Here is a 13,743-nt window from a genome sequence, read left to right as displayed (position 1 = left end):
ACCGGCGTGCGGGGTGACGCTGGGTAGGCAAAGGATTTCGCTCCGTCAGGAGGCTGTGTATGCGCGCCCTGAGGTACCCGCTGATCGGAACGGCCGTGCTGCTGCTGGTGGCCCCCGTCCCGGTGCGGGCGGGAAGCCGCGGGATCGTCGGTGGGCAGGCCGTGAAGGTCGCGGACGTGCCCTGGATGGTGGCTCTGGCGAGCCGTGAGCGGTTCGGCCCCGTCCGGTCGGGCCAGTTCTGCGGCGGCGCCCTGGTGAGCCGTACGACGGTCGTGACGGCGGCCCACTGTCTCAGCCGTGAAGTCCTCGGCGTCGAGATGTCCGAGGCGAAGGACCTGCGGGTGATCGTGGGGCGTGACGACCTGCGCGGCGGGGCGGGGAAGGAGATCGCGCTCAAGGACGCTTGGGTCAACCCCGCCTTCAACCCCGAGACCAACGGCGGGGACGTCGCCGTCCTCACCCTGGCCGAACCGGTCGCCGACAAGACCCCGATCGCCATGGCGAAGGAGGGGGACGCGGCCTACAAGCCCGGCACGGAGGCGGGCGTCTACGGCTGGGGCGACATGTTCGGCAACGGCGCCTACTCGCCCACGCTGCGGGGCGCGCTGGTGTACGTCATGGAGGACGGGATGTGCCGGCAGGCCTACCCGGGCGGCCCCGAAGGGGTTTACCAGCCGTCGACCATGCTCTGCGCGGGGCTGCAGCGCGGCGGGCGGGACGCCTGCCAGGGCGACAGCGGAGGCCCGCTGGTGGCGCGGGGACGCCTCGTGGGGCTGGTGTCCTGGGGGAGCGGCTGCGCCCAGGCGGGCCGTCCAGGGGTCTATACGCGCGTCTCCGCCGTCGCCGCGCTGATCTGGGCACACAGTGTCGACCCGGCTCCGGGAGCCGCTCCACCGGCCGCTCCGCCACCCGCGCAGCCTCCCGTGGCACCGCCCGTCCGGCCACCGGCTCCGTCGGCCGCTCCCTCCGCGTCCCCGCAGGTGGCGCCGCCCGCTCCGGGGTCGGGGAAGCGGCCGGGCCGGAGGCCGCGATGGGCCTGAGGCCGGGGTCGCCGCCGAGCGGCGGGAGCCGGAAGAGGGTACGAGAGCGGGCGGCCTCCCCGGTGGGGCGGCCGCCCGCGGCTGCCCGGCTCTGGCTGGCCGGACCTCGCTCGTCGTCGGATGCGATGTGTCAGCGCTGCACCGCGCGGACTCAGCGGTCCTCGTCGGACGGGGACGCCGGCACGGCGGTGAGCCGCTCCGTCTCGTCCTGTATTTCCGCGGCGATCTTCTTGAGTTCTGGCTCGAACTTGCGGCCGTGGTGGGCGCAGAAGAGCAGTTCACCGCCGCTCATGAGAACGACGCGCAGGTAAGCCTGAGCGCCGCACCGGTCGCAGCGGTCAGCGGCCGTCAGCGGGCTCGCGGGGGTCAGAACAGTAGTCACGTCGCCTCTTCTCTAGCTCGACGAGCTGTCGTACCAGGGTCAACATCCAACCAGGCCGAAAACGTTCCCGCTCGTGGCTTTTCCTCGAAACTTCCTTTCGAGGGGCCGGATCTTGACGTTTGGCGGCGAATGAGCCGTATTGCGTGGGCTTACGGTTTCACGTCGCTGGGGGTTGTCGTCCTCCCGGCCGGCTTGCCGGGTTGTTCTTGAGGACGTGCCCGGAGCCTAAATGGTTCATGCCTCGAAGGGAACGTGATGTGCATGTCACTCCATCGAGGTATCGAACAGGTGATCGAAACTCGATTAGCATGGTTGTTCTCAAGGGTGGCGGCACAAAGGCTCTACCTGGCCTCGGTACCCTCTGAACGGCAACTGAGCCACCCATGTGCCCCACTCGGGCCAGACAGAAATTCAGCGAGGAGCGAACCGCGTGACCGCCGAGACGTCCGTGCCGTCCACTGCGTTGCTGACCGGGGCAGACCGGGACGGATCCAACTACACCGCTCGGCACCTGCTCGTCCTCGAGGGCCTGGAGGCCGTCCGCAAGCGGCCGGGCATGTACATCGGCTCGACGGACAGCCGCGGCCTGATGCACTGCCTCTGGGAGATCATCGACAACTCCGTCGACGAGGCCCTCGGCGGGTTCTGTGACCACATCGAGGTGATCCTCCACGACGACGGGTCGGTGGAGGTGCGGGACAACGGCCGCGGCATCCCCGTGGACGTCGAGCCCAAGACCGGGCTGTCCGGTGTCGAGGTCGTGATGACCAAGCTGCACGCGGGCGGCAAGTTCGGCGGCGGCTCGTACGCGGCCTCCGGCGGTCTGCACGGTGTCGGCGCCTCCGTCGTCAACGCGCTCTCCGCGCGGCTGGACGTCGAGGTCGACCGGAACAGCAGGACCCACTCGATCAGCTTCCGCCGGGGCGTCCCCGGCATCTTCACGGAGTCGGGCCCGGATGCCCCCTTCGACCCCTCCGGCGGGCTGCTCAAGGGCAAGAAGGTCGCCAAGGCCCGCACCGGCACCCGCGTCCGCTACTGGGCGGACCGCCAGATCTTCCTCAAGGACGCCAAGCTCTCCCTGGACAACCTCTACGGGCGCGCCCGGCAGACGGCCTTCCTGGTGCCCGGGCTGACGATCGTCGTCCGCGACGAGCGGGCCCTGGACGGCGGGGAGATCACCGAGGAGACGTTCCGCTACGACGGCGGCATCAGCGAGTTCTGCGAGTTCCTCGCGCAGGACAAGGCCGTCTGCGACGTGCTGCGGCTGTCCGGGCAGGGCACCTTCAAGGAGACCGTGCCGGTCCTCGACGACCGGGGCCACATGACCCCCACCGAGGTCACCCGCGAGCTCGGCGTGGACATCGCCCTGCGCTGGGGCACCGGCTACGACGCCACGGTGAAGTCCTTCGTCAACATCATCGCCACCCCCAAGGGCGGTACGCACGTCACCGGGTTCGAGCGGTCGATCGCCAAGACGGTCAACGAGGCGCTCCGCTCGGCCAAGATGCTGCGGGTCGCCGAGGACGACGTCGTCAAGGACGACGCCATGGAGGGGCTCACGGCGGTCGTCACCGTCCGGCTGGCGGAGCCGCAGTTCGAGGGGCAGACCAAGGAGGTGCTGGGCACCTCGGCCGCCAACCGGATCGTCGCCAACGTGGTCGCCAAGGAGCTCAAGGCGTTCCTGACCTCCACCAAGCGCGACGCCAAGCAGCAGGCCCGGGCCGTTCTGGAGAAGGTCGTCGCGGCGGCCCGCACCCGTATCGCCGCCCGCCAGCACAAGGAGGCCCAGCGGCGGAAGACGGCGCTGGAGTCCTCCTCCCTGCCGGCCAAGCTGGCCGACTGCCGCAGCGACGATGTCGAGCGCAGCGAGCTGTTCATCGTCGAGGGCGACTCGGCCCTCGGTACGGCCAAGCTGGCGCGGAACTCGGAGTTCCAGGCGCTGCTGCCGATCCGCGGCAAGATCCTCAACGTCCAGAAGTCCTCGGTCTCGGACATGCTGAAGAACGCCGAGTGCGGCGCGATCATCCAGGTGATAGGAGCCGGGTCCGGCCGCACTTTCGACATCGACGCCGCACGGTACGGGAAGGTGATCTTCCTCGCCGACGCCGATGTGGACGGCGCGCACATCCGCTGTCTGCTGCTGACGCTGTTCCAGCGCTACATGCGGCCGATGGTGGAGGAGGGCCGGGTCTTCTCGGCGGTGCCCCCGCTGCACCGGGTGGAGCTGACGCACCCCAAGAAGGGGCAGGACAAGTACATCTACACCTACTCCGACAGCGAGCTTCGGCAGACGCTCATGGAGCTGGAGCGCAAGGGCACCCGCTACAAGGAGAGCATCCAGCGCTACAAGGGTCTGGGTGAGATGGACGCCGACCAGCTCGCCGAGACCACGATGGACCCCCGTCACCGCACCCTGCGCCGGATCAACATCAGCGACCTGGAGGCCGCCGAGCGCGCCTTCGACCTGCTGATGGGCAATGAGGTCGCGCCGCGCAAGGAGTTCATCACCAACTCCGCCGCCACGCTGGACCGCTCGCGCATCGACGCCTGACGGCCCGGCGGGCGACACATACGCGGGCGCCACGCCCGACGTCCACCCCCGGGTGGAGAGGACATCTCCACCCGGGATCCACCCGGGACCCACCCGTGCTCCGATACGCGCCGGGAGCCGGCTCCGTAGCGTGGGTCGCGTGACGATCGAGAACTGGACCGAATGGCCCGCCCGTGAGGCGCTCGCCGGGGTGGGAGTGCCCCGGCGGCGCCGGGTGATGACGTGGGTGGTGCGCGTCGTCCTGGTGGGTGCCTTCCTGTGGGAGGTGCTCCGTGAGGACGTCTTCCACGGCTGGGGGTACGCGGCGCTCGCGGCCGGCTTCCTGCTCTGCGCCGCCGCCGTGCGGGGGTGCTATCTGACGACGCTCACCATGCGGCTGTGGCCCTCCGTCGCGCTGCTGGGCGTGCCGGCGCTGGTGGGGGTGGCCGCCCAGGCGGCCGGGTCGCACGCCGCGGCGACGGGGCTGTGGTGCGTCAGCGCCGCCATCGCCGTGGAGCGGCTCCCCCTGGGAGCCGGGGTGGCCTTCGCCGGCGTGTGCCTGGGGACGTACGCGCTGGTCACCCACGACCGGTCGGTGACGATCGCGGTGACGGTCATGGGCGTGCTGCTGATCGGGTACTCACTGCGGCTTGACGAGGAGGCCCGGGGCGCCGGGTTCCGGTTGCTGGCCCAGGAGCGGGCCGCCCGGCGGGCCGAGGCGGAGTCGGCGGCGCTGGCGGAGCGCGCCCGTATCGCCCGGGAGATACACGATGTGCTGGCACACAGTCTCTCCGCTCAGCTGGTGCATCTGGAGGCGGCCCGGCTGCTGATCGAGGGCGGCGCGGACCGCCGGCAAATCCTGGAACGGGTGTCGGCGGCCCGGGGCATGGCGCGCCAGGGCCTGGCCGAGACACGGCAGGCGCTGTCCGCCCTGCGGGGGGAGCTCACACCGGTGGAGGAGTTCCTGCGGGAGGTCGCGGCGGTCGAGGGGGCGCGGCTGGAGATGGCGGGGGAGCCGCGCGGGCTGCCCGCGGAGGCGGGGCTGGCCGTGCGGAGGGTCGCGCAGGAGGCGCTCACCAATGTGCGCAAGCACGCTCCAGGCGCTCGGGTGGAGATGCGGTTCACCTATCTGGAGCGAGAGGTGGAGCTCTGGGTGAAGGACAGCGGAGCGGGGGGCACGGTCGAGGGGCTGGCGGCCACCGGCGCCGGGTACGGTCTGCTCGGGATGAGGGAGCGCGCCGAACTGCTCGGCGGCACGCTGGAGGCCGGGCCGGCCGGATCGGACCAGGAGGGCTTTGTGGTGTGTCTGAGGGTGCCCGCGTGATGGGCGGTACGAGCGGCGGAGCGAGCGGGCCGGGGGGCGTCGCCGGGGAGGGGAGCGGGGGGCGACGGGCCGCGCGGGTGGTGGTCGCCGACGACCAGACCGTGGTACGCGAGGGGATCGTGATACTGCTGGGGCTGCTACCGGGGATCGAGGTCGTGGGCGCGGCGGCGGACGGGCTGGAAGCGGTGCGGCTGGTGGCCGAGCACGCGCCCGATGTGGTGCTGATGGATCTGCGGATGCCGCGGTGCGACGGCGTGGAGGCCACCCGGCGGATCCGTGCCGAGTACCCGGCCACCCAGGTCGTGATCCTGACGACCTACGCCGACGACGACTCGCTCTTTCCCGCGTTGCGGGCCGGCGCGCGCGGCTATCTCACCAAGGACGCCGGCGGGGAGGAGATCGTACGGGCCGTCGAGCATGTGATGTCGGGGGAGGCGGGGCTGTCCCCGAAGGTGCAACTGCGGCTGCTGGAGCGCCTTTCCACGGGCGCGGTCCAGCGTCCGCCGGCGGCGCCGGGGCCTCCGCGCGAGCTTCCGGACGGGCTGACGGCGCGTGAGGCGGAAGTCCTCTCACTCGTCGCCGAGGGCCTGTCCAACGGTGAGATCGCCCGCCGTCTCCAGGTCAGCACCGCGACGGTGAAGACCCATATCAACAACCTCTTCGCCAAGACCGGGGTGCGCGACCGGGCCCAGGCCGTGCGCTACGCCTTCCGGCACGGCATCGCGAGGCCACCGGAGGCCTCCATGTCCTGACGAACCGATGGAGCCTGACGAGCCGACGGGGTGTCACCGCCCTGACCAGGCATAGCGATGCTCGGGGCGGCCCGTCTCGCCGTACTTGAGCGTCAGGCTGAGCCTGCCCGACTCCTCCAGCCGCTTGAGATACCGCTGGGCGGTCGACCGGCTCAGCCCCGAGCGCTCCGCCACCTCGTGTGCCGACAGCGGCTGCGAGGCGTCCGAGAGCACCCGGCGGATCAGGTCGGCCGTCGGCGCCGAGTGCCCCTTGGGCAGGGGCGCGGTGACGGCGGCGGTGCGCAGGGTGCCGAAGATCCGGTCGACCTGGTCCTGCTCCGCCTCCTCGGCGCCCGCCAGGGTCCGCCGCAGCCGCGCGTACGCCTCCAGCTTCACCCGCAGCCCAGGAAAGGTGAACGGCTTCACCAGATACTGAAGCGCGCCGTAGCGCATGGCCGTCTGCACGGTCGCTACATCACGGGCCGCGGTCACCATGATGACGTCCGTGTGGTGGCCGAGTTCCCGGATGCGGCGGATCAGCGACAGCCCGCTCTCGTCCGGCAGATAGTGGTCGAGGAGTACCAGGTCGATGCCCCCGCGCTCCAGGAGCGCCAGTGCCTGCGCGGCGTTGTGGGCCGTGGCCCGCACCCGGAAACCCGGCACCCGCATGACATACGCGGCGTTGATCTCGGCGACGCGGAAGTCGTCGTCCACGACCAGGACCTCGATCATCTGCTCACTCCTTCGAGGGATCGCGTGCCCGACGCCAAGGGGTGGAGGGCGTCCGGCAGCTCCACGGTGAACGCCGCGCCGCCGCCGTCCCGTTCACCCGCGCGGGCGGAGCCGCCGTACCGTTCGGCGAGGCGTCGTACGAGCGAGAGGCCCAGTCCCCGGGGACGGTTCGGCGCGGCCTTCTTGGTGGACCAGCCGTCGGCGAAGACCAGTTCGCGGGCCTCCTCCGGGACGCCGGGGCCGTTGTCGGAGACGGTGACCACGGCCGTCGTGCCCTCCGCACGGATCCCGACCTCCACAAAGGCGTCCGGCCGGTAGTTCCCGGCGGCGTCGAGGGCGTTGTCCACGAGATTGCCGAGCACGGTGACGAGGTCCCCCGGCTCCACCACCCGGCCCGGCAGATCCGACTCCTCGCTCACCCGCAGCGCCACCCCGCGCTCCGCGGCGACCGCGCTCTTGCCCACCAACAGGGCGCTGACCAGCGGTTCGTGGACCCGCTCGGTGACCTGTTCGGCGGTGGCCCGGTGTGCTCCGGTCACCTCGGCCACGAAGTCGACCGCCTCCTGGTACATCTCCAGTTCCAGCAGCCCGACGAGGGTGTGCAGCCGGTTGGCGTGCTCGTGGTCCTGGGCGCGCAGCGCCTCCGTCAGCCCCCGGGTGCCGTCCAGTTCGCGGCCCAGCTGTTCGAGCTCCGTGCGGTCGCGGAGCGTGGCCACGGTTCCGCCGTCGGCGGTGTCCATCCGGTTGACGACTAGGACCCGGCCGTCCCGGACGGTGAGCAGGTCCGTGCCGGTCACCCGGCCGGCCAGCACATCGGTGGTCCGGCCGGGCGGGAGGACGGCGTCCAGTGGCCGGCCGAGGACGTCCGGGCCGAAGCCCAGCAGCCGCCGCGCCTCGTCGTTGACGAGCCGGACCCTGCCCTTCCGGTCGAGGGCCACCACCCCCTCACGGATGCCGTGGAGGATGGCCTCGCGCTCGTCGAGGAGGGCGGCGATCTCCGACAGCGCGATGCCGCGGGTGCGTTTGCGCAGCCGCCACGAGACGGCCAGGGCCGCCAGAGCGCCGACCGCGAGCGCTGCTCCCGCGTTGGTGAGGATGCCGGGCAGGGCGTGCAGCAGGACGTCGCGCACGTCGTCGTAGGCGATGCCGACCGAGACGGCGCCCACGATCGCGCCCTCCGGCCCGCGCAGCGGCACCTTGCCGCGCGCCGAGCGGCCCAGGGTGCCGTTCTCGATGCCGGTCCACTCGCGTCCGGCCAGGGCCGGGCCCGGATCGGTGCTGACATGCCGGCCGATCTCGGCGGGCGTGGTGTGGGAGTAGCGGATGCCCCGGGTGTCGACGACCACGACGTAACTGGCGTCCGTCGCCAGGCGGATGCGCTCGGCGGCGGTCTGCACCGGTCCGTCGGGGTTCGGCGGCCCGGCCAGGATGTCATGGGCGAGCCCGGGCTGGGCGGCGGCCGCCTCGGCGATGGCCAGCGCCCGGCGTTCGGCCTGCTCGTCCAGCTGGGCGCCCAGGGGCGCGAGGAAGAGACCGGCGGTCAGCGCCGTGACGCCGGTGGTGATCAGTAGCTGGACGGACAGGGCCTGGGCGAAGACACGCCGGGGCAACCGGGGGCGCATGGAGAGAGCCTTTCGCTTCCGGGCCAAGGGTGTGTACCGAACGTAGCCGGACGATGGCCTCTTGTGTCACCCCCGTGTCACTTTCGTTGTTCTATCGCGAGCAAAACGAGCAGAACAGGCTTCATACGCTGAAGTCGCACAGCGCACACAAGACTGCCGCTGTGGCGCAGGCCACTCCTAGCCTCCAGCACCGGTCGTCCCGCACGGGCGGCGGGGCCGGACACCCAGGAGCGGAGGCGCCCTATGAACAGCGGCAACCCAGGGGAGAACCCCGGCGGCACACCACGGCCGGCCGTGGCGCCGGCGATCGAGCTGCGCGGTGCGACCAAGGTGTTCCGCACCCCCTCGGGGGCGGACCACACGGCCGTGCGCGATCTCGACCTCACCGTCGCGCAGGGGGAGTTCGTGGCGGTCGTCGGCCCGACCGGATGCGGCAAGTCCACCACGCTGACGCTGGTGAGCGGCCTGGAGGAGCCCACCGAGGGCGAGGTGCTGGTGGGCGGCGAGCCCGTGACCGGCATCCGGCCCGAGGTCGGCTTCGTCTTCCAGCAGGACGCGGTCTTCCCCTGGCGGACCGTGCTGTCGAACGTGATGGCCGGCCCACGTTTCCGGGGAGTGCCGAAGGCGGAGGCGCGCGAACGGGCCCGTGACTGGCTGGGCCGGGTGGGGCTCGCGGCCTTCGAGGACCGCTATCCGCACCAGCTCTCCGGCGGCCAGCGCAAGCGCGTGGCGCTCGCCCAGACCTTCGTGGGCGATCCGGCGATCCTGCTGATGGACGAGCCGTTCTCGGCGCTGGACGTACAGACCCGGGCGCTGATGTCCGACGAGCTCCTGGAGCTGTGGGGCGGTTCACGCCCCGACGGCCGGGCGGCCTCCGTCGTCTTCGTCACCCACGACCTGGAGGAGGCCATCGCGCTCGCCGACAAGGTCGTCGTGATGACGGCCGGGCCGGCCACCGTCAAGGAGATCTTCCCGATCGACCTGCCCCGCCCCCGAAGGGTCGAAGCCGTGCGCCTGGAGCCCCGGTTCATCGAGATCTACCGGGAGATCTGGTCCTCCCTCGGCGAGGAAGTCCGTATCACCCGGGAAAGGGGTGCCGCTCATGTCGCCTGAGTCCATCTCCGCCGCCGTCGTCGCACAAAAGCGCCCCCAGGGGCGCACGGAAGCGCGGGCACGGGCGGCGCGCAACCACAAGCTGCGGGTCCTCGCAGCGCGCGTCCTGCTCCTCGCCCTCCTCCTGGGCGTCTGGGAGGTGCTGGCCCGTACCGAGGTCATCGACGCCTTCAACTTCTCGATGCCGTCGAGGATCTGGGACCAGACCGTCGAGTGGACTCTCCACGGCACCCCGCAGGGCTCGCTCGGCGAGCAGATCGCCTACACGCTCTACGAGGCGCTGCTCGGCTGGGTCGTGGGAGTGACGGCCGGTGTGGTCCTCGGCATCGTCCTCGGCCGGGTCCGCTTCCTCGCCGACGTTCTCGGCCCGTTCATCAAGGTGCTCAACGCGCTGCCCAGGATCGTCCTCGTGCCGATCTTCGTGATCTGGTTCGGCCTGGGGATCGCCTCCAAAGTCGCCTCGGCCGTGGTGCTGGTCTTCTTCCCCGTCTTCTTCAACGCCTTCCAGGGCGCCCGCGAGGTGGACCGCAACCTGGTCGCCAACGCCCGCATCCTGGGCGCGAGCGACCGCCGGGTGACCCTCCAGGTCGTCATCCCCGCCGCCACCTCGTGGATCTTCACCAGTCTCCACGTCAGCTTCGGTTTCGCGCTGATCGGCGCGATCGTCGGCGAGTACCTCGGCGCGTCCAAGGGCATCGGCCTGCTCGTCGCCGCCTCCCAGGGCACCTTCAACACGGCCGGGGTGTTCGCGGCGATGGCCATCCTCGCCGTCGTCGCGCTCCTCGCCGAGGGCCTGCTGACGTTCGCGGAGAAGCGGCTCTTCCGCTGGAAGCCCGCCGCGTCCGGCGAGCGCTGACCCCCACCGCGCACCATCCGCCCCACCCCCCTCGACCCGACCGTAAGGAACGGAAAATGCGTACGTCCGCCAAACTCTCCGCACTGGTCGTCGCCGGAGCGATGTGCCTGTCCCTCTCCGGCTGCGCCGACGAGTCGTCGGCCGACACCTCGGGCAGCGACTCCCTCAAGGGGGACGTCGTAAAGATCATGGTCGGTGGCCTGGACAAGGTCATCTACCTGCCGGCGGTGCTCACCCAGCGCCTCGGCTACTTCCAGCAGGAGGGCGTGACGGTCAAGCTCCTGAGCGAGCCCGCCGGCGTCCAGGCCACGACCTCCCTGCTCTCCGGTGACGTCCAGGGCGTCGTGGGCTTCTACGACCACACCCTCGACCTCCAGGTCAAGGGCAAGAAGGTGGAGTCGGTGGTGCAACTCGCCCAGACGCCGGGCGAGGTGGAGGTCGTCTCCACCAAGGCGGCGGGCGACATCGTCTCCCCCAAGGACTTCAAGGGGAAGAAGCTGGGCGTGACCGGACTCGGCTCGTCCACCGACTTCCTCACCAAGTACCTGGCGGTGAAGAACGGCGTGGACGTCAGCGATGTGACGCCCGTGGCGGTCGGCGCCGGCCAGACCTTCCTCTCCGCCCTGGAGAAGGGCGCCATCGACGGCGGCATGACCACCGACCCGACCGTCGCCCAGGTCCTGGACAAGAACCTCGGCAAGGTCCTCGTCGACATGCGCACCCCGGAGGGTTCGAAGGCGGCCCTCGGCGGGCTCTACCCCGCGTCGAGCCTCTACATGAGCAGCGACTGGGTGAACAGCAACAAGGAGACCGTCCAGAAGCTCGCCAACGCCATGGTGAAGACCCTCAAGTGGATGTCCGAGCACACGCCCGAGGAGATCGCGGCGCAGATGCCCGCCGACTACGCCAAGGGCGGCAAGGACCTGTACGTGAAGTCGATCCGCAGCACCCTGCCGATGTTCACCAAGGACGGCGTGATGCCCGCCGACGGGCCGAAGACCGTCCTCCAGGTGCTCAAGTCCTTCAACCCGAACCTCAAGAACGCCTCCGTGGACCTGGAGAAGACCTACACCACGGAGTTCGTCAAGAAGGCCGGCTGAGCCCGGCCGGCCGGGCGGCGGCCAGCGGGACGACGGCGACGACGTCCATCCGGGCCGGTGTGCCCAGTGCCCGGCCGCAGCTCTCGGGGCGGGGCGGCTCCGCCGCGCCCTGCCCGACCTCGACCCGCCAGGCGCGGCCGTCCGTGTGCGCGACGGTCACGGACCAGCGGGGCGCGGCCCCCTCGGTCCCGGTGACGTCCAGGGCGTCCGCGCCCTCCTCGCCGGTCAGCGCGCGGACGGCCAGCTCGGCGGCCTGCCCGGGGCGTTCCCAGGCGGAGCGGCCCCGGCAGTGCGCGGTGATGATCCGGCCGTCGCGCGCCGCCTCCAGCGCCTCCTTGACGGCGTGTGCGGTGGCCCGCCCGTAGGCGTAGCCGTAGGGCAGGACGAACAGGGTGGGGGAGAAGCGGTGGCCGCCGATGTGGGTGACCTCCCAGACCTCCGTGCCTCCCGCGGCGGCCAGCTCGGCGGCGAGCGGACGGCCCAGCAGGGCGCAGCAGCGGTCACGCTTGCCGTTGGTGCACACCAGGGCGAGGGGATCCCCGTCGTACGGCTCCCACAGCCCGCCGTGCTCGCCCGCGCCGAGCGCCGCGAGGTCCAGCTCCATCAGCGCGGCCGGGTCGGCGAGGGCGGTCGTACGGATCCAGGAGCGGCCGGGCGCGGTGTGGGCCACGAAGATCCGCTGGAGGGACGGCTCGTGGCAGTCCGCGTGCCGCCCCGGGCGGCGGATCAGGGCGATCCGCACACCTGTGCCCTCGGCCGCCTCGTCGAGGGCACGGCCGACGGCGGGGTCGAGGTGGCTGGAGGTGAGGGCGTTCGCACCCCACGGGCCGGGCTGCTCGATCAGCAGCCAGGTCCGCGCCGGTGCGGCGGTACCGGCCAGCGGCTCGGTCAGCTGTCGGGAGGCGGTCGCGCACGTGCTCACGTAGGTGAGCCTAACCTGACCGGGGTCGGTCCTGCGCGCCGAGCCGGTCCGCTCGTAGGACGAGCCGACGATATGCGGACGATCGTCCGGACCCTCCTATCCTGGGTCGGGCGGTGGATCCCGGTCCGTCCGCCGCAGTGGACCGACGATGGAGGCTCTTCCTTGGCCAAGCGACAGATTCCGGTCATCGTGCTGGCGGGATTCCTCGGATCGGGCAAGACGACCCTGCTCAACCACCTCCTGCGGCGCAGTGGAGGCACCCGGATCGGGGCGGTCGTCAATGACTTCGGCAAGATCGAGATCGATGCGATGAGCGTCGCCGGCCAGGTGGACTCCATGGTCTCCCTCGGCAACGGCTGCCTGTGCTGCGCGGTGGACACCAGCGAGCTGGACGGCTTCCTGGACCGGCTGGCCCGCCCGGCGGCCCGCATCGACGTGATCGTCATCGAGGCGAGCGGGCTGGCCGAGCCCCAGGAGATCATCCGGATGATCCTGGCCAGCGACAACGACAGCGTCGTCTACGGCGGGCTGGTCGAGGTGGTCGACGCGGCGGAGTTCGCGGCGACGCGCGAACGCCACCCGGAGCTCGACCGGCATGTGGGCATCGCCGATCTCGTGGTCCTCAACAAGGCCGACCGGATCGGGGACGAGGCCCGCGAGAGCCTGCTGGAGACGCTCACCGGGCTGGCCCCGGGCACTCCCGTCGTCCCGGTCTCCCACGGGCGGATCGACCCGGAGATGCTCTTCGACCGCAAGCCCCGCGAGGACCACCTGGAGGCCGTGCGCCAGCTCTCCTTCGAGGACCTCCTCCTCACGGACGGCGACGGGCACGACGACCAGCACGACCACGAGCACGGTGACCACTGCGGGGAGCGGTGCGGCCACGGCGGCCATCTCCACTCCGGCTACGAGAGCGTCGAATTCCGCTCCGACGCCCCGATGAACCCCCGGCGGCTCATGGACTTCCTCGACAGCAGGCCCGAGGGCCTCTACCGCGTGAAGGGCTTCGTCCACTTCGGTGTGACGGGCCATCGCGACAAGTTCACCCTGCACGCGGTGGGCGACTTCCTGCGCTTCTACCGGTCGCCCTGGGCGCGCTCCGAGGAGCGCGTCACGCAGCTGGTGATGATCGGCAGGGGCATCGACGCCGGTGCCCTGAAGGAGGGCCTCGAAGCCTGCCGGGACACGGCGCCGGAGGCCGCCGAGGAGCACAGCATGTGGGGCGTCCTGCGCTACGCACAGGCCTGACGCGAGTACGGGTCCACGGGCTTGAGGCGCGTACGGGCCTGACGCCCGTACGCGCCGGGGGGGGGGGGGGGGCCGGCGTGCGCGGTCGTCGAGCCCCGCGGCTCCTCCCATCTCAACCACACCAACCCCCCCCCCCGCCGCCG

The 13,743-nt window shown here is 71.4% G+C and carries 12 protein-coding genes; 8 read left to right on the top strand and 4 right to left on the bottom strand.

From position 1 onward, the window contains the following. The first annotated feature begins 59 nt into the window (after positions 1–59). A complete protein-coding gene (locus AB0E98_RS06210) occupies positions 60–1,040 on the top strand; it encodes a serine protease (RefSeq protein WP_361699090.1) in 981 nt (326 codons plus the stop codon). Positions 1,041–1,191: 151 nt separating this feature from the next. On the opposite strand, the gene AB0E98_RS06205 is transcribed toward AB0E98_RS06210, so the two are convergent. Further along, entirely contained in the window at positions 1,192–1,422 is a 231-nt protein-coding gene (locus tag AB0E98_RS06205) for a hypothetical protein (protein WP_361699088.1), read from the bottom strand. A gap of 430 nt (positions 1,423–1,852) precedes the next feature. On the opposite strand from AB0E98_RS06205, the gene AB0E98_RS06200 reads away from it, so the two are divergent. The 3 genes from AB0E98_RS06200 (at position 1,853) to AB0E98_RS06190 (ending at position 6,028) form a co-directional block, all read left to right on the top strand. After that, positions 1,853–3,973 (top strand): DNA topoisomerase IV subunit B, encoded by a 2,121-nt coding sequence (locus AB0E98_RS06200; RefSeq protein ID WP_361699086.1) that lies wholly within the window; start codon positions 1,853–1,855, stop codon positions 3,971–3,973. Between the two features lie 139 nt (positions 3,974–4,112). Further along, a complete protein-coding gene (locus AB0E98_RS06195) occupies positions 4,113–5,276 on the top strand; it encodes a histidine kinase (RefSeq protein ID WP_361699084.1) in 1,164 nt (387 codons plus the stop codon). Next, positions 5,276–6,028, top strand: a complete 753-nt coding sequence (locus AB0E98_RS06190; protein WP_361699082.1) for a response regulator transcription factor — start codon at positions 5,276–5,278, stop codon at positions 6,026–6,028. The genes AB0E98_RS06195 and AB0E98_RS06190 overlap by 1 nt, the downstream gene beginning before the upstream one ends. Positions 6,029–6,061: 33 nt before the next feature. Here AB0E98_RS06190 and AB0E98_RS06185 read toward each other — a convergent pair whose 3' ends face one another. Both AB0E98_RS06185 and AB0E98_RS06180 read right to left on the bottom strand, forming a co-directional pair. Further along, positions 6,062–6,739 (bottom strand): response regulator, encoded by a 678-nt coding sequence (locus AB0E98_RS06185; protein ID WP_361699081.1) that lies wholly within the window; start codon positions 6,737–6,739, stop codon positions 6,062–6,064. Continuing rightward, positions 6,736–8,361 carry a sensor histidine kinase gene (locus AB0E98_RS06180; RefSeq protein WP_361699079.1) on the bottom strand — a complete coding sequence of 542 codons (1,626 nt, stop codon included), beginning with the start codon at positions 8,359–8,361 and terminating at the stop codon, positions 6,736–6,738. The genes AB0E98_RS06185 and AB0E98_RS06180 overlap by 4 nt, the downstream gene beginning before the upstream one ends. A 243-nt stretch (positions 8,362–8,604) precedes the next feature. On the opposite strand from AB0E98_RS06180, the gene AB0E98_RS06175 reads away from it, so the two are divergent. Genes AB0E98_RS06175 through AB0E98_RS06165 form a run of 3 tightly spaced genes read left to right on the top strand, consistent with a single transcriptional unit; the run spans position 8,605 to position 11,430 of the window. Further along, positions 8,605–9,474 (top strand): ABC transporter ATP-binding protein, encoded by an 870-nt coding sequence (locus tag AB0E98_RS06175; protein WP_361699077.1) that lies wholly within the window; start codon positions 8,605–8,607, stop codon positions 9,472–9,474. After that, positions 9,464–10,330, top strand: a complete 867-nt coding sequence (locus tag AB0E98_RS06170; protein ID WP_361699075.1) for an ABC transporter permease — start codon at positions 9,464–9,466, stop codon at positions 10,328–10,330. Before AB0E98_RS06175 ends, AB0E98_RS06170 begins: the two co-directional genes overlap by 11 nt. Positions 10,331–10,386: 56 nt before the next feature. After that, positions 10,387–11,430, top strand: coding sequence for an ABC transporter substrate-binding protein (locus AB0E98_RS06165; protein ID WP_361699073.1), 1,044 nt, complete (start codon positions 10,387–10,389; stop codon positions 11,428–11,430). Here AB0E98_RS06165 and AB0E98_RS06160 read toward each other — a convergent pair. Next, positions 11,414–12,352 (bottom strand): sucrase ferredoxin, encoded by a 939-nt coding sequence (locus AB0E98_RS06160; RefSeq protein WP_361699071.1) that lies wholly within the window; start codon positions 12,350–12,352, stop codon positions 11,414–11,416. The genes AB0E98_RS06165 and AB0E98_RS06160 overlap by 17 nt on opposite strands. A gap of 162 nt (positions 12,353–12,514) precedes the next feature. On the opposite strand from AB0E98_RS06160, the gene AB0E98_RS06155 reads away from it, so the two are divergent. Further along, a complete protein-coding gene (locus AB0E98_RS06155; protein WP_361699069.1) occupies positions 12,515–13,600 on the top strand; it encodes a GTP-binding protein in 1,086 nt (361 codons plus the stop codon). The last annotated feature ends 143 nt before the right edge of the window (positions 13,601–13,743 follow it).

It is taken from the genome of Streptomyces sp. NPDC037389 (assembly GCF_040636475.1).
Classification (GTDB): domain Bacteria; phylum Actinomycetota; class Actinomycetes; order Streptomycetales; family Streptomycetaceae; genus Streptomyces; species Streptomyces hesseae.
Note: the sequence above shows the minus strand (reverse complement) of the source record. Positions and strands in the feature narration are given on the sequence as shown.

What these genes read in the sequence shown, in the direction of transcription:
- AB0E98_RS06190 (WP_361699082.1), top strand. Translation starts at nt 5,276, where the DNA reads ATGGGCGGTACGAGCGGCGGAGCGAGCGGGCCGGGGGGCGTCGCCGGG.
- AB0E98_RS06210 (WP_361699090.1), top strand. Translation starts at nt 60, where the DNA reads ATGCGCGCCCTGAGGTACCCGCTGATCGGAACGGCCGTGCTGCTGCTG.
- AB0E98_RS06165 (WP_361699073.1), top strand. Translation starts at nt 10,387, where the DNA reads ATGCGTACGTCCGCCAAACTCTCCGCACTGGTCGTCGCCGGAGCGATG.
- AB0E98_RS06185 (WP_361699081.1), bottom strand. Translation starts at nt 6,739, where the DNA reads ATGATCGAGGTCCTGGTCGTGGACGACGACTTCCGCGTCGCCGAGATC.
- AB0E98_RS06170 (WP_361699075.1), top strand. Translation starts at nt 9,464, where the DNA reads ATGTCGCCTGAGTCCATCTCCGCCGCCGTCGTCGCACAAAAGCGCCCC.
- AB0E98_RS06180 (WP_361699079.1), bottom strand. Translation starts at nt 8,361, where the DNA reads ATGCGCCCCCGGTTGCCCCGGCGTGTCTTCGCCCAGGCCCTGTCCGTC.
- AB0E98_RS06175 (WP_361699077.1), top strand. Translation starts at nt 8,605, where the DNA reads ATGAACAGCGGCAACCCAGGGGAGAACCCCGGCGGCACACCACGGCCG.